Source organism: Paraburkholderia sabiae, assembly GCF_030412785.1.
Lineage (GTDB): Bacteria > Pseudomonadota > Gammaproteobacteria > Burkholderiales > Burkholderiaceae > Paraburkholderia > Paraburkholderia sabiae.
The window spans coordinates 1-22237 of sequence record NZ_CP125296.1 but is presented as its reverse complement, the minus strand read 5'-3'; the positions used below and the strand labels follow the sequence as shown (position 1 = coordinate 22237).

The following is a 22237-nucleotide window of genomic DNA, read 5'->3' as shown; positions in this document are numbered from 1 at the left end:
CATCCGGCGAGGCGAAGTTGACGCAACCGATCACGCAACCGGTTCAAGCCGTCGCGGAACGGCATGCTGATTGCTGAAGCGTCGGCCAGAGAAACATCATTGACGAACCAAGGGAGCAGCAACATGGAATTAACCTATTCGTCTTGCACCCTCGGCGTGACAGCTGGTGTCGCGGATGGAAACGTGGTCGCGAACGTGCGCATCTATCGACCCGGCGCTGAAGATATTTCCGCAGAGACGTACGAGTTCCAGGTGCCCGGTCACTTCGTGGATGGAAAAGAAGCGATCACCTTCGCGACGGAATGGGCCAAGGAGTGGATCGACGAGCATTGCGTCTAGGCGTCGCGTCTGGGGCATCGTTACCACCGGCGACGGGCCGCGCCCACGCACAGCGCCGCGAGGCCCGCCACTGCGAGCATCGCGAGCCCGCGATGCGTATCGAGCCAGAGAGCGGGACTCGTCGGGGAAGCCTGCGCATCGAAGCGCCCGTGCATGCGATGCAGATCGCTGACGGGCCGCCACAGGTTCGACGGCTGCGCGGGACGTGCAGGGCGCGAGTCGTCCTGCTGTGCGTCGATTCCTGTGCGTCCGAGATAGCGATCGAGCCAGCCCGGTATCCACTGGTTCGCGACGATCGCCTTGATCGACGATGAACCGACCCACACTTCGCGGCGCCGATGCGTGGCGGCCCAGTAAATGGCGCGCGCCGCGACCTCCGGCTGAAAAATCGGCGCAACGGGTTTCGGCGCATGCGGCATCTGGTTCGCCGCCCAGTCGAACTGAGGCGTGTTGAGCGCCGGCATCTGAACCATCGTCACGTGAATACGGCTTTTCCGGTGATACAGCTCGCAGCGCAGCGCGTCGGTGAAGCCGCGTATCGCGTGCTTCGCGCCGCAGTACGCCGATTGCAGTGGAATCGAGCGATACGCGAGCGCCGAGCCGACCTGGACGATCACGCCACGATCGCGTGCCGTCATGCGTTTCAACGCGGCCATCGTGCCCCACACGTAGCCGTGATACGTGACGTCGGTGATGCGCGCGAAATCCTTGTGCGCCAGTTCGTCGATGGGCGCGAATGCGGTGACCATCGCGTTGTTCACCCATACGTCGATGGGTCCAAGGCGCGATTCGACCGATGCCGCCGCTGCCTCGACTGCGTCGGCGTCGCTCACGTCGACCTTGATCGACAGCACGCGCACGCCCGTTGCCCTGATCTCCTGAGCGGTGTCCTGAAGCGCGTCGGGGTCGCGTGCGAGCAGCGCGACATCGGCGCCATGCCGCGCGAACTCCATCGCCGCGGCGCGGCCCACGCCCGCCGTCGCGCCTGTGATGACGACCGTTCCGGGTTTGCCGGATTTGCGTATTGATGAGCGCACGGTGATGCCCTCCAGATCGAATGATTCGGTTTGTCGCGTGTCTACCTACAACTCGCCGCGCGCGGCCAGCGCCGCAATCCTGTCGGCCGTGCGGCAGGCGATGGCCTGGATCGTCAGCGACGGGTTCACGCCGCCCACGGTCGGAAACACCGAACCGTCGCAAATCCACAGATTGGGTATGTCCCAGCTTCGGCAATCCGCGTTGACGACGCTCGTCGCGGGCTCGTCGCCCATGCGCGCCGTGCCGTTCAGGTGGCACGTATCGTCGTGCTGCGCCCAGATTTGCCGGCCGCCCGCGGCGTCGAGCGCATCCGTCATGAAGCGCAGCGCATGCGCAATCAGCCGACGGTCGTTGTCGCAATAGCTCCACGTGACGCGCGCGACGGGCAAGCCGTACTGGTCCTTTTCGTCGGCGAGCGTGACGCGGTTGCGTTCCTGCGGCAATGTTTCGCCGACGATCTTCAGCCCGGCCTGATGGTTGTACCGCTGCATTTCGTCGAGCAGCGGCTGTCCCCAGAGTCCGCGCCCGATCTGCGTCTGCGCCCAGACGACGGGCAGCGGTCCCTGGCTCATGTACGCGTAACCGCCGAAGAAGTCCTTGCCCTTGTCCGTGTAGTTCCAGTGCTCGGTAATGGCCAGCGACGGCGGCCCCTTGTACCAGCGTATCTCGTCGTCGAGCGTGCCCCACACGGCCTGATTCGACTGCACCATCAGGTTTTTACCGACGAGTCCCGAACTGTTCGCGAGGCCATCGGGAAAGCGCTCGTTGGCCGACATCAGCAGGAGACGCGGCGTTTCGATCGCGTAACCGGCCACGACCACATGACGCGCGCGCTGGAACTGCCAGCGTCCTTCGCGGAAATACTCGACGCCCGTCGCGCGACCGGCCGGATTCACGTCGATGCGGCCGACCATCGCCAGATCGCGGATTTCGGCGCCTGCGTGCACGGCGCGTGGAATCCACGTGACGAGCGCACTCTGCTTCGCGTTGGTCGCGCAACCGGACACGCAGAAGCCGCGATAGACGCACGGATGCGCGTTGCCGCGCGGCGCGGAAATCGTGGCGAGCGGCGTCGGACACCAGTCGATGCCGAGCGCATCGGCGCCTTTCGCCAGCACGAGCGCCGCCGCGTTCATCTCGTGCGCGCGATACGGATAACGTGGCCGCTTCGGTCCCCACGGATAACGCACGGGACCGGAAATCTTCAGCGCATCTTCGACGTACGCGTAGTAGCGCCACATCTCCTGCCAGTCGAGCGGCCAGTCCGCGCCGTAGCCGAGCAGCGAACGCGACTTGAACCACTCGGGCCGAAAGCGCAGCGACACCATCGCGAAGTGCACGGTGCTGCCGCCGACCGCTTTGCCGCTATTGTTCGCGCCGAGCACGAGCGGATCGTCGCCATCGACGATGCGTTCGTCGGTCCAGTACAGCTTCGATTGATGCGTTTCGTCGGACGCGAATTCTTCGAGCGGACGCCACCACGCGCCGGCATCGAACGCGACCACCTTGAAGCCCTGTTCCGCGAGCCGGCATGCGAGCGTGCCGCCGCCCGCGCCTGTCCCGACGATCGCGAAGTCGACTTCTTCATGCTGCGGATATTCGCGCATGGGCAGCCAGCCGCCGCGCGTGAAGACGTCGGGTGCGCGGCCCTGCCGGCCACGCGGATGACGGAGCGCATCATCGAGCACGCTGCTTCTCCTTCATCGTCTGGACGTTGTTTGCGTTGCCCGTCTCGCGCGCTTCCCACGGATCGCGTCGATTGAATGTCATGCGCACATAGCCGCGCGGATTCGCCGGGCCGCCGAAGCCGATGGCACTCCACGTCGACGGATGCGAGTAGTACGTCGTGCAGATGTCGTGCAGCACGCGCTGCGTGAAGAACAGCTTCGACGGCATGCCCTGCCATGCGTCGCGCGACAGGGTGCCGTGCTCCAGCGCCTGCACGAGAGCGACGCGCTCGCGTTCGCCGAGATCGGCAAAGACGGCGCGGTGTCGATGCACGCTTTCGTCGTCGATTGCAGCGAGGCCGATGCGCCACGCGTCCTGCAACGCAGGCAGGCGCGCGTTGCGATACCCGTCGCTCTTGCCCTTCGCGATCTTGCGGTCGACCAGCGCCGCGAGCGGCACCGGTTTGCTGTCGTCGTGCTGCGGAACGATCACATCGCACAGCGCGCGCAACGTGCGCCACTGTTCGGGCGTACACCACGCGGGTTCATCGGACGTACCGATGCGATCGTCGATGACGGTGCGCGTGGCGTCGTCCCATGAAGGCGTGTCGCGTTTGTCGAGCACGTCGTAGCCTTCGTAGACGGGAAGCGAGCGGGCGTCATTCATCTTCGGTCTCCCTCAAGCGCAGCGCCGCGAGGCCCGCCAGCGCGAGCGCGGTGAAGCTCGGCGGCGCGGGCAGCGGCGGGCCGCCGAGAATGTTCTGCGACCAGTTGCGCCAGCCGCCCTGGCTGCGCGCGATACCGCGTGCATGAAACAGCGTCCCGACGACGCCCAGCGCCGCCGTCACGCGCAACCAGACGCGCGTGAGCCAGTGCTCGCGCGGCGCGGAGAGCGCGACATGCGCGAGCATCGCGGCGGCGACGGGCGGAATGGTGACGGGCGCATACATCGCGCGATGCTGGAAGGCACCTCTGAAATGCAGCAGCCCGACTTCGGCGATCGTGCCTGCGAGCCCGACACCGGCGGCGAGCGCGAGCGCCTTTCCCGCGGGCATGCCGGCGAGCCGGGGATCGACGGCGGGCTCGTTGCGCAGGCGCTCGCCGATTGCGCCCAGCGCGCCCGACAGCAGCAGCGCCATCGGCGCGCCCAACGGAGCGCCGTAAAAGAGGTTGTGCCAGCTGAATCCGCCGGGACGCTTCGTGACGTTGTAGAGATGGAATGCCGTACCGGCGACGCCGGCCGCCGCCGCCGTGAAATAGACGGCATGCCGCACGGAATGCGCGGCGGGCGTGCGGTCGGCGCCGCCATGCAATCCCGCCACCAGCGAGCATGTGGCGGAAACGAGCGGCGTGTACATCGCAGGGTTCTCGAACGAACCCCGGTAGTGCTCCACCGCGCTATCCGCGAGCGCGGAAAACGCGAGTAACGCCGAGCTGTGATTGAAGCCGCGCGCGGCGTCGATATGAACGAGCGATGCGCTGTCCCGCAAGGCACGCGGCGTGATCGGGTGGCGAGAAGGGCGGCGGTGCGGTCGCGCCAATGCGCCGTTGCGATTGGCCAGCGCGATCGCACCGGAAGCGGCGCAGAGCGCGCCTAGCATGCATAGGGTCGTTCTTGTCATCGTCAGCGGATTGGGTGATCGGGAATCTCGTGCAACTTCACGTGCGTCGTTGCATTCAGGACGTATCGACGGCGAAGCGGCGCGCATCCGCGCGCTTCAGTTCGAGGCCGCAGCCGGGACGCGAGAGATCCGGCGCAATGCAGCCATCGGCGAGACGCGGCGCGCCGTCGAATAGCATCGACTCGATGCGCGCGTGGTCATGAAACCATTCCTGGTGATACAGACCGGGCACGGCGGCTGTGACATGCAGGTGCAACGCGGGCGCGCAATGCGCGGACAGCGGCACATGGAAGGCATTCGCGAGGTGCGCGGCCTGGATGAATCCCGTGATACCGCCGCAACGGCTCGCATCCGCTTGCAGCACGTCCACTGCGCCGGCTTCGAGCATTTGCCGGAAATAGTCGGTGGTGTAGCCATATTCGCCCGCGGTGATGTTCATGCCGGCGGGCGCTGCGCGGCGGATTGCGTGGAGACCAGCGAGATCGTCGGAAGAGACGGGTTCTTCGAACCATTGCACGTCGTGCTGCGCAAATTCCATCGCGTATCGCAGCGCGGTCTTTCTGTCGAATGCGCCGTTCGCATCGACGAACAGGCCGACGTCGGCGCCGATCGCTTCGCGCGCGGTATGCACACGCGCCACATCGCGCTCAGGCTCGCTGCCGATCTTGATCTTCACCCAGCGGCAGCCGTCGTTGTGCGCCCACGCGCCCAGCTGTTCGCGCATCTGCGCATCCGTGTAGGTCGTAAAGCCGCCGCTGCCATAGACGGGGACGGCATCGCGCGCCTGGCCGAGCAGCTTCACCAGCGGCACATTCAGCCGTTTGGCGTGCAGATCCCACAGCGCGCAGTCGAGCGCGGATATTGCCGTCGCTGCCACGCCGTCACGGCCGATGTTGCGCACGCGTTGCTGCATCCGACGCCAGAGACGCTGCAACTGCGACGCATCTTCACCGAGCAGCGTATCGGCAAGCGTGTTGCGTATCAGCGTCGCGACGCAGGCGTCGCTGTACGTGTAGCCGAGACCTGTGACGCCCGCCGCTTCGACTTCGACGACGATCAGCGTGGTCGAATGCCACGCGAACGTGCCGTCGGCTTCGGGGGCGTCGGTCGGAATCGTGTAGGCGTCAGCCGTGATCCCGGTGATGGGCGCGGCAAAACTATCCGTAGCATCCGGCGTGGATGGAGGGGCGACATCGTGCATGACTGATGCTCGTGAGAAACGACTGGGGCAGGGCTTGTCCTGCCTACGAGCAGCAGCAATGGATGTACCTTACAGCGCGGTTTCGAGCGTGCGGAACGACGCACGGATTCTCGACGGAGTTAGCGGCGGGTCCACGTTGCGATACACGGTAAATATCACAACATGAGGTAATCGATGCGCGGCAGCGGCGAACTTCGCGCCGCCGCGCGCTTCCTTCAAGCTTGCTTCACGCCAGTTTTCAAGCCAGACTTCAGGCCAGATCGAACCGGTCCAGATTCATCACTTTCACCCACGCCGCAACAAAATCGCGGACGAATTTCTGCTGTGTATCCTCGCTTGCATAGACTTCGCACAACGCACGCAGTTGCGCATGCGAACCGAAGATCAGATCGACGCGCGTACCCGTCCACCTGATTTCGCCCGTCCTGCGGTCCGCGCCTTCGAACACGTCGCGACCCGGCGAGGTCGGTGTCCATTCCGTGCCCATGTCGAGCAGATTGACGAAGAAGTCGTTGGTCAGCGTTTCAGGCCGCTTCGTGAAGACGCCGTGCGCATCGCTATCCGCATGGACATTGAGCACGCGCAATCCGCCGATCAGCACCGTCATTTCCGGCGCCGTCAACGTCAGCAATTGCGCCTTGTCGATCAGCAGGACTTCGGCGGGCACGCGGAACTTGCCTTTGAGGAAGTTGCGGAAGCCATCGGCGAGGGGTTCGAGCGCGCTGACGGATTCCACGTCGGTCTGTTCCTGCGACGCGTCCATGCGACCCGGCGTGAACGGCACGCTGACGAGATGACCGGCGCTCTTTGCGGCCTGCTCGATGCCCGCGCCGCCCGCCAGCACGATCAGATCGGCGAGCGAGATTTTCTTGCCGCCCGATGCCGCGCCATTGAACTCAGCCTGAATGCCTTCCAACGTGCTCAGCACCTTTGCGAGTTGATCGGGCTGATTGGCGGCCCAATCCTTCTGCGGCGCGAGCCGGATGCGCGCGCCGTTCGCGCCGCCGCGCTTGTCCGAGCCGCGGAACGTCGACGCCGACGCCCACGCCGTCGACACCAGTTGCGACACCGAAAGTCCCGACGCCAGAATCTTCTGCTTCAACGCCGCGATGTCGTTCTCGTCGACCAGTGGATGATTCACAGCGGGAATCGGATCCTGCCACACGAGTTCTTCGGCCGGCACTTCCGCCCCGAGATAGCGTGCGCGCGGTCCCATGTCGCGATGCGTCAGCTTGAACCACGCACGCGCGAAGGCATCGGCGAATTCGTCGGGGTTCTGCATGAAGCGCCGCGAAATCTTCTCGTATGCGGGATCGAAGCGCAGCGAGAGATCGGTGGTGAGCATCGTCGGCAGCAGCTTCTTTGATGGATCGTGCGCATGTGGGATCGTTGCCTGCGCACCCTTGGCGACCCACTGGTTGGCGCCCGCGGGACTCTTCGTCAGCTCCCATTCGTGGCCGAACAGGTTCTGGAAGAAGCCCATGCCCCATTGCGTCGGCGTGCTGGTCCACGTGACTTCGAGACCGCTCGTGATCGTGTCGCCGCCTCTGCCCGTGCCGAAACTGCTCTTCCAGCCGAGGCCCTGGTTTTCGAGTTCGGCGGCTTCGGGTTCGGCGCCGACGTTATCGGCGGGACCGGCGCCGTGCGTCTTGCCGAACGTATGGCCGCCCGCGATCAGCGCGACCGTTTCTTCATCGTTCATCGCCATGCGGCCGAAGGTTTCGCGGATATCGTGCGCGGCCGCGAGCGGATCGGGATTGCCGTCGGGGCCTTCGGGGTTCACATAGATCAGGCCCATCTGCACGGCGCCGAGCGGATTCTCCAGATTGCGCCCGCTATCCGTGCGGCTGGCTTCTTCGCCATGTATTTCTTCATCGGCGACGAGCACGCCTTCATCACTTTCGTCGCGCGGCGCGGCACCTTTGCCGTAGCGGACATCGCCGCCCAGCCACGTTTTTTCGTTGCCCCAGTAGACGTCCTGATCCGGTTCCCACGTGTCTTCGCGGCCACCCGCGAAACCGAACGTCTTGAAGCCCATCGTTTCGAGCGCGACGTTGCCGGACAGTATCAGCAGATCGGCCCACGAAATCTTCTGGCCATATTTCTGCTTGACGGGCCATAGCAGGCGGCGCGCTTTGTCGAGACTGACATTGTCCGGCCAACTGTTGAGAGGCGCGAAACGCTGCTGGCCGCGTCCGCCGCCTCCGCGTCCGTCGCCCGTACGGTAGGTGCCGGCGCTATGCCACGCCATGCGGATGAAGAGCGGACCGTAGTGGCCGAAGTCGGCGGGCCACCAGTCCTGCGAATTCGTCATCAGCGCCGCGAGGTCTTTCTTCACCGCCGCGAGATCGAGGCTCTTGAATGCCTCGGCGTAACTGAAATCCTTGTCCAATGGATTGGACCTGTTTGAATGCTGGCTGAGCAGATCCACTCGAAGCTGCTTCGGCCACCAGTCGCGATTGGTCGTTCCGCCGCCGGCGGAATGAATGAAGGGGCACTTTGCATCGTTCGACATGCGTCGTCTCCTTGGAGGATGTCTCCACTCTGTGCTTTGCGATGGTGTGAGGCTTCTGTGACAGCGTACCGGCTCGATACGGCGCGCACCACCTGGCCATTCGGCATATAGCCGCGAGTCGGCGCAACTGTTCAAATTCACTATATGCGACAGCGCAGGGCAACTGAATTCGAATGCGGCAATCTCGTCAATAGATCGCCGCTATAGCTGCGCCGCGCGTTCACGGTGGGCTTTCTGCTGCTGTGCAATGTCGGATCGCCTATGCTTTTTGAGTTCGTGCGGTGGTTCGCTTCGATTCGCTTTCGATATGCAATGTCCCGCAAGGAGCAGAACATGGAAGACGTGGATGTGCTCGTCGTCGGCGCCGGTCCGGTGGGGCTGCTGCTTGGAACTGAATTGCAGCGTGACGGCATCGGCGTGAGCGTGATCGACCGGATGCCGTCTAGAGGGTTCTTCTGCAAGGCACTGGGCATCACGCCGCGCACGCTGGAAATCTTCGACGATCTGGGCATCGTCGATCGCGCCATCGAGGCGGGCGTGTGGCTCACGGGCGTCGAGACGTGGGTCGACGGGGCGATGGTGCCCGCGCGCAGCATGCATCTGCCCGAGCAGGGCTTGCCGTACGGATCGCTATCGCTTGCGCAGTACGAGACGGAGCGGTTGCTCGAAGCGGCTTTCGCGGAGCATGGCGGGCGTGTGAACTATGGCTTCGCGCTCGACGGATTTACCGAAACGGACAACGCGATCGAAGCGCATGTGACGGCCTCCGATGGCGAGACGCAGACGGTGCGCTGCCGTTGGCTCGTCGGCTGTGACGGCGCGCATAGCAAGGTGCGTTCGGCGTTGGGTCTGTCGTACGAAGGCGCGCAGTTTCCGCAGACTTTTGCCCTCGCCGATCTCGATGTCGACTGGGCGCAGCCGCGCGGGCCGATGTATCGCTTCGAATGGACGGATGCTGCTCGTGCGAAGACCAGCGTTGCGGCGGTGCCCGTGCGTGGATCGGCGCGTCGGTATCGCCTGTCGATGATCGTGCCGGAAGAGCGCGCGGCGTCGCTTGCAGGCATCGCTGCGCCCGACTTCGACACGATGTGCGAACTGCTGATGCCCTCGCTGCCCGAAGGCACGCAGTTGTCGTCGATGCGCTGGTCGTCGGTGTATCGCGTGAGTCATCGCATTGCGTCCGCGTATGGACGCGGGCGCGTGTTCATTGCGGGCGACGCCGCGCATATTCATCCACCTGTCGGCGGGCAGGGCATGAACACGGGCTTGCAGGACGCGCACAACCTCGCGTGGAAACTGGCGCATGTGGCGAAGGGCTTTGCGCATCCGGCGTTGCTCGACAGCTATTCGGCCGAACGGCATCCCGTCGGCGTGGACGTCGTTCAATCGACGCGTGCCGCACTCAATGCCGTGCTCGCGCGGCAGGCCGCCAATCCCGCGATGCGCGAGACGCAGTTGCTGATCACCTATCGCGGCAGTCCGATCGTCGCGGACAACTGGACCGATGCCGATGCGGAATCGCCTGCGCCCGGCGACCGGCTGCCGGACGCAGGCGGCTTGTCGCAGCGCTTTGTGGGGCATCCACGACGGCTGCACGAGTACATCGGTCATGGACGGCATGTCCTGCTCGGTTATATCGATGCGCTTGATGGGCAATACGAAGCCTTCACGGCTGCGTGTCGCGCGTTTGGCGCGCTGCTGCCAGGCGCGGCATCGGCGGTGCTCGTCGCGTCGCCCGGCTGCAATGCGCCCGACGACGAACTGATGACCGTCGTAACGGACGCACGCGGCGAGTTCGCAGCGGCGTTTCGTGCGCCAGGCGGCGCGCTGTGGATCGTGCGTCCGGATGGGCATATCGGATGGCGAAGCCGCGATGGCTCGGGCGAGACCTTCAGCGACTGGGGACGGATTCTTCGCGGCTGACGTGAAAGCACGTAGAGGATCAGCCGACACAAAAAGTACACGCGCAAACAAGACATCGGTTCACGCGCAGACAAGTTCTCGAGCGTGTCAAAAACGATACTGCAGACATCGCACCCCACGCCCGAGGTTTCTCATGTCCACGCCCGCCCGCGCCCGCTGGCCGTATGTGTTCGTCTCCGCGTTTCTCGGAACGGCAATCGAGCAGTACGATTTTCTTCTCTATGGCACGGCCTCGGCGCTGGTGTTCAACCGGCTCTTTTTCCCGAATCTGGATCCGCTCGTCGGCACGATCGCGTCGCTCGGCACTTACGCAGCCGGCTATTTCGCGCGCGGCGCGGGGGCGCTGATCTGCGGGCATTTCGGCGACCGGATCGGCCGCAAGACCTTGCTGATGGTCACGCTACTGGTGATGGGCGTGGCGTCGACGCTCGTCGGCTGTCTGCCGACTTACGCGCAAATCGGCATCTGGGCGCCGATCCTGCTGACGACGCTGCGCGTGCTGCAGGGCTTTGCGATCGGCGGCGAGCAGAGCGGGGCGATCGTGCTCGGCGTCGAGAGCGCGCCCGCGCATCGGCGCGCGCTGTACGGCAGCTGGAGCAACGCGGGCAGCTACGGCGGCGTGCTGCTGTCGACAGGCGCGTTGCTGCTGACTTCCCTGCTGCCCGAGCCCGCGTTTCTTTCGTGGGGATGGCGTTTGCCGTTTCTGTTCAGCGCCGTGCTGGTCGTCATCGGGCTGGTTGGCCGCGCGCGTTTGCCGGAGACCGTGGAGTTCGCGCAGTTGCAGGCGCGTCACGGCGTCGCCCGCTTTCCGCTTGGCGTCTTGCTGCGTGAGCACACGCGCGCCGTGGCGATCGTTTTCATGGCGCGGCTCGGTGAAATCACGTGGTCCGTGTTCGTCGTGCTGTTCGCCGTCGCGTATGTCACGGTGCAACTGAAGCTGCCGAAATCCGTGATTCTCGGCGCGATCATGAGCGGCGCGGCGCTCGGCGTGTTCATGGTGCCGCTGTTCGCGGCGCTGTCGGATCGCATCGGACGCAAGCCGATCTATCTTGCCGGGCTGATCGCGTGCGCGCTCTATGTGTGGCCGTTCTTCGCGCTGCTCGATACGCGCGACACGCTGTGGATCAGCGTTGCCGTGGTGATTGCGCTGGGCGTCGTGCATCCGATGATGTACGGGCCGCAAGGCGGCTTTTTCGCCGACATGTTCGACGTGCGCGTGCGCTTTTCGGGTGTGTCGATCGGCGCGATCGGGGCGATTGTCGGCGGCGGGATCAATCCGCTGATCTGCTCGTCGTTGCTCGCGCAAGGACACGGCAATCCGCACGGCGTGGCGACCTACATCACCGCGAGCGCGCTCGTGGCCGCGTGCTTCACGCTGTTCGCGCCGCGACGTCCGGACGATTCCGCGCATCGTGCGCAGGACATGAGCGCGAACCCGCTAAGCGACGCGCACTCCGCGTAATGCCGCGAACCCTTTCCAATGGAGCAGTTGATGAGTGAACAGGACCCCAACAAAGTGAACGACGGTCTCGTCGACGAAATGGCGCGCAAGCTCGATCAGGGCGCGTGGGACTCGCGTCAGAAAATCGCGCTGACGTGCCGGATGCTCGCGCACGAAGGACATTCGGAAACGCTCGCCGGTCAGATCACGGTGCGCGAGTCCGACGGCACGTTTCTGACCACGGCGATGGCGTACGGCTTCGACGAGGCGACGCGCAGCAACGTGATTCGAATCGACGACGAGATGAACGTGATCGAAGGGCGCGGCATGGCGAACCCGGCGATCCGCTTTCATCTGTGGATCTACCGGCGGCGGCCCGACGTCAATTGCATCGTGCACACGCATCCGCCGTATGTGAACGCGCTGTCGATGACGGGACGTCCGCTCGAAGTCGCGCACATGGACGCCACGCCGTTCCACGACGACTGCGCGTTTCTGCGCGAATGGCCCGGCTTGCCGATCGGCGATAGCGAAGGCGAGATCATTTCGTCGGCGCTCGGCAACAAGCGCGTGATTCTGCTCGCCAATCACGGCTTTCTGGCCGCGACGTCGTCGCTCGAAGAGTCGGCGTATCTGTCGGTGCTGATCGAACGCGCGGCGCGCGGCCAGATTCTGGCGCAGTCGCTTGGAGAGTTGCAGCCGATCGATCCCGAACGCGCGAAGGAATCGCACGACTTCCTGCTGCTGCCGAGCATCGTCAAGTCGAGCTTTGCGCTCTTCGCGCGACGTGTCGTCAAACGGGAGCCGGACGTGCTTTTCTGAGCGCCGCGTGTGGCGGAACAAGTGCGAGAATGGGCGGCTGCAACACTCTGAGTTTCCAGCGGCGTTCAAGCCGGGAGGACTTCGCCATGCCCGACAGTTCCGCGTTTCGTCTGCCGTTTCGTCTGCCTTATGCGCCGAAGCTGTTCCCGATGCCGACGAGCGGCATCGACGAACTGAAGCGTTCGCTCGATTACATCGTGATGCCGGGCGAGCTGCTGTTCGACGGCGCTGCCGCGCAGGACGAATTGCGCGCCTGCCGTCTGACGGGCGGCGGCGTGCTGGCGACGGCGCACATGGGCCGTCAGGAAGTGCGGCACGACAACGATCATCTGCGCTGGCTGACGGGCGACGATGTGGTCGTGCTGCTGGCGCTCGCCGGGTGCGGCGCCGTTACGCAGCAAGGCTGCACGCTGCCGTTCGCTAAAGGCGACATTACGTTTCGGCGTGTGCGTGTGCCGTCCGTCGCACGTATCGACGAACCGACGCATCTGCTGATCGTTCGTCTGCCTATCGCGCGATTTCTGGGTCAGGCGGTGTCGCGGCATGCTGCGTTTCGTCCGCAACGCGCCGACGCGTCGTCGGGCATCGTCAGCGCGCGCAGCCGCTGCGCTGGGTTCAACTGACGCGCTATATCGAAGCCAACCTGTGCGATCCCGAACTCGATGTCGAAGCGTGCGCGCTGGCGCTCGGCGTTTCGAAGCGCTATGTGCACAAGCTGTTCGAAGCGCTCGATCTGCCATTCGGCAAGTACGTACTGCAGCAACGGCTCGCGCGATGCCGCGATGAATTGCTCAACCCGATTCTGTCCGGTTTGTCGATCGAGCAGATTGCGTATCACAACGGCTTCAACGACGCCGCGCATTTCAGCCGACGCTTTCGGGATTGCTACGGCGTGTCGCCGCGCGCGTACCGGAAGCGCGAAAGCGACGCCTGAATGCAGCAGTGCCCTTCACGAGCGCCTGGGCGTGTCCTGATGTATGATAATGATTCTCATTAAGACATTCTATCGTCCAGCGTTCCGCCTATGCGCGAGTTCTTGCCGGTTGCGCTCGCGTTCGTCAGCGCGCTTTTCTTTTATCTCGGATCGCCGGGTCAGCAATGGCGCGCCGCGCCACTGTGGCCACGCTTCAGCCGACGCGCGTCGCTCGTTGCGCTTATAGCCGCAGTGATTCCCGGCGTCACTTCGGGACATCTGGCTTCGACGCTCTCCATCGTCGTTACGACCTTGATGGCGAGCTTCGTCGCGTTTCCATTCGTCGCGGCTCTGCGTCGACGCGCGGCGGGAACGGCACGATGAGCGATGCAACCCGGGACCCAACCCGCGACGCAGCGAAGAAAGCGAAAGTGGAAGGCCACTGGATCGGCAAGACGTCGGCGGGTGTGATCTGCGGATTTATCGTTGCGCTCGCGTTGAGCGGGCTGCTCGTGCGGCTTGCGCCGAGCGCGAGCATCGACGCCGCTAAAGCCGAAACCGCGATGCTGTTCGTGCCGCTCGTCTGGACGGGCATTTTCTCCGTCGCGTATCTGTTCCGCAGCGGCCTGCTCGCGTGGCTCTGGCTTGGCGCCGCGAGTCTCGCGACGCTGGCGCTCTTCGAAATCTGCAAGTAATTCCATGCGTACCGATCTCCTACGCGTCTACAAGACCGTGCATACGTGGACGGGCGTGATCTGCGGTCTCGCGCTGTTCATCTGTTTCTACGCGGGCGCGATCACGATGTTCAAGGATCAGCTGATCGACTGGACGACGCCGCCCGCGCGCGTCGGTCAGCTGATTCGCGTCGACGATTCGCCGAAGCTGATCGAGCAGGTGCTCGCGACGCAACCCGATGCGCGCAAGATGCTGTCGCTGCGTTTTCACGACCGCGATCACGCGTGGCTCACATGGCCGACGCACGGCCGCACAGAGCGCGCGACGGCCACGTTCGATGCGAACGGCCAGCTTCACGTCGAAACCACTCATCCGTCCGATGTCGCGCAGTTCGTCAACGTGCTGCACATGACGGCGGGCGTGCCGGGCGGCTTCAACGTCGGCATGGGCGTGATGGGCGTGGTGTCGCTGCTGTACGGGCTGGCGCTGGTGTCGGGCGTGATCGTGCTGCTGCCGACGCTCATCAAGGATCTGTTCGTGCTGCGCATCGGCAAGAACCTGAAGCGGATGTGGCTCGACGCGCACAATGTGGTCGGCATTCTGAGTCTGCCGTTTCATCTGGTGATGGCGCTGTCGGTGGTGGGCTTCGGCTTGCACGATTACATCTACAGCGCGCAGGACAAGCTGATCTACGACGGCAAGCTGCAACCGATGCTCGTCGCGCAGAATCCGTTCTTCGGCAAAGCGCCCGCCAGGCCCGATGAGGACGCGTCGACACTGCTCGCGCCCGTCGCACTGATCGACAAGGTGCGGGCGCAGGCACCCGGCTTCGAGCCGGAAGAGTTGACATGGCGGCGCGCGGGACAGCCCGGCGCGACGGTATTCGTGCGCGGCGACGATCCGCATTACCTCGCGCGCAGCGGCGGCTTCGCGCTGATGGACCCGGTGAGCGGCGAGTTCGTGAACCGCAAGTTCCTGCCCGGCGACGGCAACGGCGACAACTGGTCAGCAACGACGAGCGCAATCTACGCGCTGCATTTCGGCAGCTACGGCGGTGCGCCGATTCAATGGGGCTACTTCCTGCTCGGGCTCGCAGGCGCGTTCCTGTTCTATTCGGGCAATCTGCTGTGGATCGAGAGTCGGCGCAAGACGCAGCGCGCGGAGAACCAGAGCGTCGCGCAGCGGCGGTCGGCGTATTTTCTGGCGTCGCTGACGGTGGGCGTGGCGCTGGGCTGCATCAACGGCATTGCGTTGAGCCTCGTGGCCGCGAAGTGGCTAAACGGCCATGTCGCCGATATGCACGCGTGGCACGCGTCGATCTACTACACGGTGTTTCTCGCGTGCATCGCGTGGGCGTTCGTGCGCGGCGCGCCGCGCGCAGCCGTCGAACTGTTGATGCTCGCTACGTTGACGACGCTTGCGTTGCCGCTGACGAGCCTCGCCGGCTGGCTCTTTCCGTCGACGAACGGGTGGGCGGGCGGCAGCGAAGGCGCGCTTGCCGTCGATATCGTCGCGACGCTGGGCGCCGCGTGCTACGCGTGGATGTGGCGCGCGACGGCCAGACGCGTGTCGATGGGGCGCACCGACAGCGTCTGGTTCGACCGCTCGCGTCAGAAGTCCGTGGTCAACGACATCAGGAACGTGCGCGGCTTGCCCTGAGTCAGGTAAGCGCCCGTCGTCGACGACCAGTAGGCCTTGTTGGTCACGTTCTCGACGGTCGCGCGGAACGTCGTCGTGTGCTTGAGCACGCTGGTCGTGTAGCGCGCGCCGAGATCGAAGCGGTCCCAGGCCGGAATCGACAGCTTGTTCGCTGCGTCCAGGTACTGGTTGCCCGTGTGGATCCAGGCAGCCGTGAACGTCAGGCCCTGCACCCACGGCAGATCGTATTCGCCGCCCAGATTGAACAGATACGACGGCACGCCGATCGGACGATAGCCGTCCGTCAGACCGCCGTTCGTGTCGAGCTGCTTCGCGTTGAGCAGCGTCGCGCCCGCCAGCACGCGCACGCCCTTGACCGGCTCGCCATACACCGACAACTCGATCCCGCGATGACGCTGCGTGCCGTTCGTGCCGAACACGTTGGTCGTGCTGTCCGTGTAGGCCGTCGGCTGCTCGATCTGGAACAGCGCGAGTTCGCCGCCGAAGTGGTTCGTGTCGTACTTCGCGCCCACTTCGTATTGCTTCGAGCGGCGCGGCGACAACGTCTGGCCGACGTTGGCCGCGCCGAACGGCGCCGTCTGACCCGCAGCGAGCGATTCCGCGCGGTTCGCGAACAGCGAGATCTCGTTGGTCGGCTTCACGACGAGACCGAAGATCGGCGTGTTGATCGACTGGTCGAACGTGCTCGAAATCTGGTCCGTGCCGACCGTGTAGTTGTTCTGATGCAGCTGCTGGTGACGCGCGCCGATCGTGAACAGCACGCGGTCGTTCAGGAATCCGAGCGTGTCGGACAGGGCGACGCTGCGCGTCAGGATATGATCCGCGAGGCCGGGATCCGAGAAGCTGCCGGCGACGAAGCCGTTCGTCGCCGGCTCGGGCACGATGCCGCCGCCGTACAGGCTGGTCGGGAAGGAGGTGCTGAAGGCGAACGCTTCGCGATCGACGAGGCTCGTGATCGCCGCGCCCGCCGACACCATATGCGTCACAGGGCCCGTCGCGAAGCGCCCGCGCACGCCGACTTCCGCCGATTGCGCGTTGGTCGTGCGCAGGATGTCGCCGCGCGACGCCGTCGTGCCCGTCACCGCATTGAACGTCGGCGACGAATACGTGCCGTCTTCGTGCGAGCGATGCACGCCGCCGCTCGCGTAGGCCGTCCAGCCCGGCAGGAAGTCGTACTCGGCGCGCAGGATGCCGACCGTGTCTTCGAGCGTGCTCTGCGTCCACGGCTGCGCGAAGTTGTGCGTGGCCGACGGCGGTTCGGGGACGATGTCGCCCGTCACGGAAACGGTCGAGCGGCCCTGGTCGATGTTCTTGCGCTGATACAGGAAGTCGCCGTACAGACGCAGCTTGTCGCCGCGCCAGTCGAGCGAAACGGCCGTCGTCTGGTTGTGGCGGAATTCGTCGTCGATGCTGGTTTCGCCGCCGTCGATCGAACCGTTCACACGAATACCGAACTGGCCTTCGCTGCCGAAGCGGCGGCCCACGTCCACATGCGTGCCGATCTGGCCGGATGCGCTGCCGTCGACGGTCACGCGCGTGAGCGGTTTGTCGTCGGCACGCTTGAGTTCGAGATTGATGCCGCCGCCGATCGACGAGCCCGTCGGCGATGCGCCGTTCAGGAAGGCATTCGCGCCCTTGAACACATCGACGCGTTCGAGCACGTCGACGGAGACGAGCTGGCGCGGCGTGATGCCGTACAGACCGTTCAGCGACACGTCGTCGCCGTTCAGCTGGAAGCCGCGAATCACGAACACTTCCGAAAAGTTGCCGAAGCCGTAAGCGGGACGCACAGCGGGATCGTGCGCGAGCAGATCGCCGACCGACTGCGCCTGCGAGTCTTCGATCGCCTTCGACGTGTAGCTGGTCATGCTGAACGGCACGTCGCTGAGCTTCTGGTTGCCGAGCACGCCGAACTGCCCGCCGCGCGCGATCTGACCGCCCGAATAGGTCGGCGCGAAATCGCCGGGCAGCGTGTCGGCCGTGCCTTGCACCTTGACGGCGGGCAGCGTGTTCGCAGCGGCGCCATTCGACGGCGCGGCATCGGACTGTGCGTGAGCGGTGACGGCGAAACCCATCGTCAGCGGCACGGCTGCGCAGGCAAAGAGATGACGGACAGCGGCAGGCAGCGGCCGCACGCGCGGGCGCGACGAATCGGTGGTGGGCATATTGACCAGTCCCTGAGGTGTAACTGTTTTTGGGAGTGACGGCGGACGTCAGCTACTTGTTGTTGGCGCGAAGCGGTCGTCGCAAGGACGGATGCAGGCGGGTTGGGGGATTTTATTCAAATAAGAATGATTCGCATATGCGAATTCAATACTTACCCCAGGAAGAATTGGAAAGCGTTGTCTGGATGCAACACGGCGGAAAGCAGGCGGGGAGCCGCTCGGGATAGGCGTGGGCGGGTTTCGGAAGGATGAGCGGCGAATCGATGTTGCTGTTGCGACACGTCGCGCTTGCATTATTGAGATAGGGGTTTATACTTAGAACTGTCTCCTCCATGTCTCCTCTTGATATGGATTCAGCCCGCCGCCTTGGTGGGCTTTTCTTTTTGTCCCCTCGGTTTTTGCGCGAACGGCTGTTTTAAGGGCCGAAGAACGTCTCGCAGAAGTGGCCCGGCGTGCTGCACGAAGGCGTTTCCGTACGTCCCGCTACCGTCGGCTGGCTCATCGCCGAACAGCCTGCGATCACGCAAGCCAGCAAACCGATCAGGCCCAATCGAAACATGCTGCACCTCGCGAAGCGCGTGTAAACGCAAAAAACCGGAGCGGCTGCCCGTTAAGCAACCCACTCCGGTTCGACTTCCGAAGCCGGAAGTCATTCAACTTACGTCACGCGCTTGCTGTCAGTTGCTCCGGCGTTTTCCGGTACTCGCCGACCAGCCGTTCCTTCTTCGTCGCCGCTGCCAGCAGATTGCGCTCCTTCACGTGGCCGAAGCCGCGGATATCGTCGGGCAGGCTGGCCAGTTGCAGCGCCACGGGCAGACGTTCGAAATCGAGCGTCGCGCAAAACTCGTCGACGAGCGCGATGTAGTCCGCAATCAGTTGCCGCTCGCCACGACGCTCGGCCGTTTTACCGAACACGTCGAGCGCCGTGCCGCGCAGTCCTTTCATGCGTGCGAGAACACGGAACGCGGACAGCATCCACGGACCGAAACGCTTCTTCTGCAGATGTCCGCGTTCGTCGCGCTTCGCGAACATCGGCGGCGCGAGGTAGAAGCTCAGCTTGTAATCGCGGCCCGGTTCGCCCTCGAACTGCTGACGCAATTTCTCCAGATAAGCGGGATCGGCGTAAAGGCGCGCGACTTCGTACTCGTCCTTGTACGCCATCAGCTTCGCGAGATTCGTCGCGACGGCGCGCGTCAGCGGCAGCTTCGAATGCCCGCCGATTTCCATTTCCTTCGCGCGAATCCCGTCGACAACCCGCCGATAACGCCGCGCATACGCGTCATTCTGATAAGCCGTCAGCAGCACTTCGCGCGACGCGATCAGCTTGTCGAGCGACTCGGGCATCTGCATGACGATCGCCTGCGGCGCGGCAGCCGGTTTGACGAGCGCGCGAACGGCGGCGTCGCCATGCTGCGCGATGTAGCGGCCCCAGTTGAACGCCTGCTGATTCTTCTCGACGGCCACGGCGTTCAGTTCGATCGCGCGCAGCAGGCTCGACAGCTGTAGCGGCAGCCAGCCCTTTTGCCACGCAAAACCCAGCAGCAGCGGATTGCTGTAGATCGTGTCGCCGAGCAGCGTCAGCGCGAGCGCGTTGGCATCGATGAACGCGCATCCTTCGCCGATGCTGTCGCGCAGTTCCGCTTCCGTCTGCGTGCCGGGGAAAGTCCACTTCGGGTTTTTGACGAACTCGGCTGTCGGCGTCGCGCCGCTGTTGATCGCGGCCACCGTCACGCCGTGCTGCGTGCGCGACAGCACATCGTTCGATGCCGACACGATCGCATCGCAGCCGATCACGAGCCGCGCTTCGCCCGTCGCGATGCGCGTCGCATGCAGCGCGTCGGGTGCGGACGCGAGCTGCACGTGGCTCAGCACTGCGCCGCCTTTCTGCGCGAGGCCCGCCATGTCGAGCACGGTGACGCCCTTGCGCTCGATATGCGCCGCCATGCCGATCAGTCCGCCGATCGTCACGACACCCGTTCCGCCGACGCCCGTCACGAGAATGCCGTACGGTTTGGCGAGCGCGGGCAGCGAAGGCATCGGCAGCGCGTCGAAATCCGGCTTGCCTGCGCTCTTATCGCCGCTGGCAGCTTTAGGCTTACGAAGCTGCGCCCCTTCCGCCGTGACGAAGCTCGGACAGAAGCCGTTCACGCACGAAAAATCCTTGTTGCACGACGACTGATTGATCTTGCGCTTCGTGCCGAGCGGCGTATCGAGCGGCTCGACGGACAGGCAGTTCGATTTCACCGAGCAATCGCCGCAGCCTTCGCACACGGCGTCGTTGATGAACGCGCGGCGCGCCGGATCGGGATACGTGCCGCGCTTGCGACGGCGGCGCTTCTCCGTTGCGCACGTCTGGTCATAGATCAGCACGGTGGTGCCGGGCATGTCGCGCAGCGTGCGCTGAACGGTATCCAGCTGATCGCGATGATGCACGTCGACACCATTCGGCAGCACGATGCCCGAGTGATACTTCTCAGGCTCGTCGGTGACAATGACGATGCGTTTCGCGCCTTCCGCATGCACCTGATGCGCGATCTGCGGCACGGTCAGCACGCCGTCGACGGGCTGGCCGCCCGTCATCGCGACGGCGTCGTTGTAGAGAACCTTGTACGTGATGTTGGCGTTCGCCGCGATGGCCGCGCGAATCGCGAGCAGACCCGAATGGAAATACGTGCCGTCGCCGAGATTCACGAACACGTGCTTGTCACCGGAAAAATGCATCTGGCCAATCCACGCGACGCCTTCGCCGCCCATCTGGCTGAACGTCTCCGTCTTGCGGTCCATCCACATCGACATGTAGTGACAACCGATACCCGCGAGCGCGCGCGAACCTTCCGGCACGTTCGTCGACGTGTTGTGCGGACAGCCCGAGCAGAACCACGGCTTGCGCTCGACGGCGACGCGCGGCTTCGCCGCTTCGCGCTCTTTCGCCTCGATGATCGCGACGCGCGCGAGCATGCGTGCGCGCACGTCTTCGGGCAGATCGGCGCGCGCGAGGCGGCGCGCGATCGCCTTCGCGATCAGCGCGGGCGACAGTTCGTAATGCGCGGGCAGCAGCCAGTCGCCGCGCGGCACCGACCATTCGCCGCCTTCGTTGTCGCGTTCGTCGAACTTGCCGTAGATCTTCGGGCGCACGTCCTCGCGCCAGTTGTACAGCTCTTCCTTCAGCGCATATTCGAGAATCTGGCGCTTTTCTTCGACGACGAGAATCTCTTCCAGACCCGTCGCGAATGCGCGCGCGTCCTGCGCATCGAGCGGCCACACGCAGCCCACCTTCAGCACGCGCAGACCGATCTTCGCGCAGGTCTCGTCGTCGAGACCGAGATCGCTCAGCGCCTGACGCACGTCGAGATACGCCTTGCCCGCAGTGATAATGCCGAAGCGCGGCTTGTCGGAATCGATCACGACGCGGTTCAGCTTGTTCGCGCGGATATAGGCGAGCGCCGCGTACCACTTCTCGTCGAGCAGCCGCGCTTCCTGCGCGAGCGGCGAGTCGGGCCAGCGGATATTTAGGCCGCCTTCGGGCATCGCGTAGTCGGTCGGCGTGACGATTTCGACGCGGTCGGGATCGAGATCGATCGATGCCGTCGATTCGATCACGTCCGTCACGCACTTCATCGCGACCCACAGGCCCGAGTAGCGACTCATCGCCCAGCCGTGCAGGCCGTAGTCGAGATACTCCTGCACGTTCGCGGGATACAGCACGGGAATGCCCGCCGCGATAAACGCGTGCTCCGACTGATGCGCAACCGACGACGACTTCGCCGCGTGATCGTCGCCCGCCAGCACGAGCACGCCGCCGCGCGCGTCGCTCCCCGCGGAGTTCGCGTGCTTGAACACGTCGCCTGTGCGGTCGACGCCCGGGCCTTTGCCGTACCACATGCCGAACACGCCGTCGCGCGTCGCGCCCGGCCACAGGTTGATCTGCTGCGTGCCCCAGACGGCCGTCGCGGCGAGGTCTTCGTTGACGCCCGGCTGAAAGACGACGTCGTTGGCCTGCAGATGCTTTTTCGCTTTCCACAGCGACTGATCGAGCGCGCCGAGCGGCGAGCCGCGATAGCCGGAAATGAAGCCCGCCGTGTTCAGGCCCGCCTTGAGATCGCGCGCCTTTTGCAGCATCGGCAGACGCACCAGCGCCTGCGTGCCGCTGATGTACACGCGGCCTTTTTCCAGCGTGTACTTGTCCTCCAGCGTGACGCTGGATAGTTCGGATAGCTCGGATACTTCGGACGAAACGGCTCGATCGGGCGCATTCAT

18 protein-coding genes are annotated in these 22237 nt (G+C 64.6%); 9 read left to right on the top strand and 9 right to left on the bottom strand.

Annotated elements, in window-relative coordinates; genetic code table 11:
- The first annotated feature begins 63 nt into the window (after nt 1-63).
- On the top strand, nt 64-339 hold the full coding sequence (locus QEN71_RS29770; protein ID WP_223957208.1) for a hypothetical protein: 276 nt from the start codon (nt 64-66) through the stop codon (nt 337-339).
- Nucleotides 340-359: 20 nt separating this feature from the next.
- Here QEN71_RS29770 and QEN71_RS29765 read toward each other — a convergent pair whose 3' ends face one another.
- The 6 genes from QEN71_RS29765 to katG all read right to left on the bottom strand — a co-directional run bounded on the left by QEN71_RS29765 (nt 360) and on the right by katG (nt 8382).
- Nucleotides 360-1376, bottom strand: coding sequence for an SDR family oxidoreductase (locus QEN71_RS29765; protein WP_233471745.1), 1017 nt, complete (start codon nt 1374-1376; stop codon nt 360-362).
- Between the two features lie 45 nt (nt 1377-1421).
- Nucleotides 1422-3065 carry a GMC family oxidoreductase gene (locus QEN71_RS29760; protein WP_201649428.1) on the bottom strand — a complete coding sequence of 548 codons (1644 nt, stop codon included), beginning with the start codon at nt 3063-3065 and terminating at the stop codon, nt 1422-1424.
- On the bottom strand, nt 3055-3711 hold the full coding sequence (locus QEN71_RS29755; RefSeq protein ID WP_201649429.1) for a gluconate 2-dehydrogenase subunit 3 family protein: 657 nt from the start codon (nt 3709-3711) through the stop codon (nt 3055-3057). Before QEN71_RS29755 ends, QEN71_RS29760 begins: the two co-directional genes overlap by 11 nt.
- Entirely contained in the window at nt 3704-4645 is a 942-nt protein-coding gene (locus QEN71_RS29750; RefSeq protein ID WP_223957211.1) for a hypothetical protein, read from the bottom strand. Before QEN71_RS29750 ends, QEN71_RS29755 begins: the two co-directional genes overlap by 8 nt.
- 76 nt (nt 4646-4721) lie before the next feature.
- Nucleotides 4722-5867 carry an enolase C-terminal domain-like protein gene (locus QEN71_RS29745; RefSeq protein WP_201649432.1) on the bottom strand — a complete coding sequence of 382 codons (1146 nt, stop codon included), beginning with the start codon at nt 5865-5867 and terminating at the stop codon, nt 4722-4724.
- Between the two features lie 250 nt (nt 5868-6117).
- Nucleotides 6118-8382, bottom strand: a complete 2265-nt coding sequence (katG, locus tag QEN71_RS29740; protein ID WP_201649434.1) for a catalase/peroxidase HPI — start codon at nt 8380-8382, stop codon at nt 6118-6120.
- A 333-nt stretch (nt 8383-8715) separates the two neighbouring features.
- Between katG and QEN71_RS29735 the strand changes: the two genes are divergently transcribed.
- The 8 genes from QEN71_RS29735 to QEN71_RS29700 all read left to right on the top strand — a co-directional run bounded on the left by QEN71_RS29735 (nt 8716) and on the right by QEN71_RS29700 (nt 15815).
- Nucleotides 8716-10305 (top strand): FAD-dependent monooxygenase, encoded by a 1590-nt coding sequence (locus QEN71_RS29735; RefSeq protein WP_201649436.1) that lies wholly within the window; start codon nt 8716-8718, stop codon nt 10303-10305.
- A 133-nt stretch (nt 10306-10438) separates the two neighbouring features.
- Complete coding sequence (locus tag QEN71_RS29730) at nt 10439-11767, top strand: MFS transporter (protein ID WP_201649438.1); 1329 nt, start codon at nt 10439-10441, stop codon at nt 11765-11767.
- Between the two features lie 30 nt (nt 11768-11797).
- Complete coding sequence (locus QEN71_RS29725; protein WP_201649440.1) at nt 11798-12568, top strand: aldolase; 771 nt, start codon at nt 11798-11800, stop codon at nt 12566-12568.
- An 86-nt stretch (nt 12569-12654) separates the two neighbouring features.
- Nucleotides 12655-13191 carry an AraC-like ligand-binding domain-containing protein gene (locus QEN71_RS29720; protein ID WP_233471746.1) on the top strand — a complete coding sequence of 179 codons (537 nt, stop codon included), beginning with the start codon at nt 12655-12657 and terminating at the stop codon, nt 13189-13191.
- Nucleotides 13192-13274: 83 nt separating this feature from the next.
- The gene (locus tag QEN71_RS29715) at nt 13275-13502 is read left to right on the top strand and encodes a helix-turn-helix domain-containing protein (protein WP_233471747.1); all 228 of its coding nucleotides are present in this window, start codon (nt 13275-13277) and stop codon (nt 13500-13502) included.
- A 90-nt stretch (nt 13503-13592) separates the two neighbouring features.
- A complete protein-coding gene (locus QEN71_RS29710; RefSeq protein WP_201649442.1) occupies nt 13593-13865 on the top strand; it encodes a hypothetical protein in 273 nt (90 codons plus the stop codon).
- The gene (locus QEN71_RS29705; RefSeq protein ID WP_233471748.1) at nt 13862-14176 is read left to right on the top strand and encodes a hypothetical protein; all 315 of its coding nucleotides are present in this window, start codon (nt 13862-13864) and stop codon (nt 14174-14176) included. Before QEN71_RS29710 ends, QEN71_RS29705 begins: the two co-directional genes overlap by 4 nt.
- 4 nt (nt 14177-14180) lie before the next feature.
- A complete protein-coding gene (locus tag QEN71_RS29700; protein WP_201649444.1) occupies nt 14181-15815 on the top strand; it encodes a PepSY-associated TM helix domain-containing protein in 1635 nt (544 codons plus the stop codon).
- On the opposite strand, the gene QEN71_RS29695 is transcribed toward QEN71_RS29700, so the two are convergent.
- From QEN71_RS29695 to QEN71_RS29685, 3 genes are all read right to left on the bottom strand, one after another.
- The gene (locus QEN71_RS29695) at nt 15767-17980 is read right to left on the bottom strand and encodes a TonB-dependent receptor (protein WP_201649446.1); all 2214 of its coding nucleotides are present in this window, start codon (nt 17978-17980) and stop codon (nt 15767-15769) included. The genes QEN71_RS29700 and QEN71_RS29695 overlap by 49 nt on opposite strands.
- Nucleotides 17981-18395: 415 nt before the next feature.
- The gene (locus QEN71_RS29690; protein ID WP_201649447.1) at nt 18396-18539 is read right to left on the bottom strand and encodes a hypothetical protein; all 144 of its coding nucleotides are present in this window, start codon (nt 18537-18539) and stop codon (nt 18396-18398) included.
- A 104-nt stretch (nt 18540-18643) separates the two neighbouring features.
- Nucleotides 18644-22237: an indolepyruvate ferredoxin oxidoreductase family protein gene (locus tag QEN71_RS29685; RefSeq protein ID WP_201649449.1), complete on the bottom strand. Its 3594-nt coding sequence runs from the start codon at nt 22235-22237 to the stop codon at nt 18644-18646.

Coding starts and splice junctions, on each gene's coding strand:
- QEN71_RS29745 (WP_201649432.1), bottom strand. CDS start 5,867: ATGCACGATGTCGCCCCTCCATCCACGCCGGATGCTACGGATAGTTTT.
- QEN71_RS29750 (WP_223957211.1), bottom strand. CDS start 4,645: ATGCTAGGCGCGCTCTGCGCCGCTTCCGGTGCGATCGCGCTGGCCAAT.
- QEN71_RS29755 (WP_201649429.1), bottom strand. CDS start 3,711: ATGAATGACGCCCGCTCGCTTCCCGTCTACGAAGGCTACGACGTGCTC.
- QEN71_RS29730 (WP_201649438.1), top strand. CDS start 10,439: ATGTCCACGCCCGCCCGCGCCCGCTGGCCGTATGTGTTCGTCTCCGCG.
- QEN71_RS29705 (WP_233471748.1), top strand. CDS start 13,862: ATGAGCGATGCAACCCGGGACCCAACCCGCGACGCAGCGAAGAAAGCG.
- QEN71_RS29700 (WP_201649444.1), top strand. CDS start 14,181: ATGCGTACCGATCTCCTACGCGTCTACAAGACCGTGCATACGTGGACG.
- QEN71_RS29685 (WP_201649449.1), bottom strand. CDS start 22,237: ATGAATGCGCCCGATCGAGCCGTTTCGTCCGAAGTATCCGAGCTATCC.
- QEN71_RS29690 (WP_201649447.1), bottom strand. CDS start 18,539: ATGTTTCGATTGGGCCTGATCGGTTTGCTGGCTTGCGTGATCGCAGGC.
- katG (WP_201649434.1), bottom strand. CDS start 8,382: ATGTCGAACGATGCAAAGTGCCCCTTCATTCATTCCGCCGGCGGCGGA.
- QEN71_RS29735 (WP_201649436.1), top strand. CDS start 8,716: ATGGAAGACGTGGATGTGCTCGTCGTCGGCGCCGGTCCGGTGGGGCTG.
- QEN71_RS29695 (WP_201649446.1), bottom strand. CDS start 17,980: ATGCCCACCACCGATTCGTCGCGCCCGCGCGTGCGGCCGCTGCCTGCC.
- QEN71_RS29720 (WP_233471746.1), top strand. CDS start 12,655: ATGCCCGACAGTTCCGCGTTTCGTCTGCCGTTTCGTCTGCCTTATGCG.
- QEN71_RS29710 (WP_201649442.1), top strand. CDS start 13,593: ATGCGCGAGTTCTTGCCGGTTGCGCTCGCGTTCGTCAGCGCGCTTTTC.
- QEN71_RS29770 (WP_223957208.1), top strand. CDS start 64: ATGCTGATTGCTGAAGCGTCGGCCAGAGAAACATCATTGACGAACCAA.
- QEN71_RS29725 (WP_201649440.1), top strand. CDS start 11,798: ATGAGTGAACAGGACCCCAACAAAGTGAACGACGGTCTCGTCGACGAA.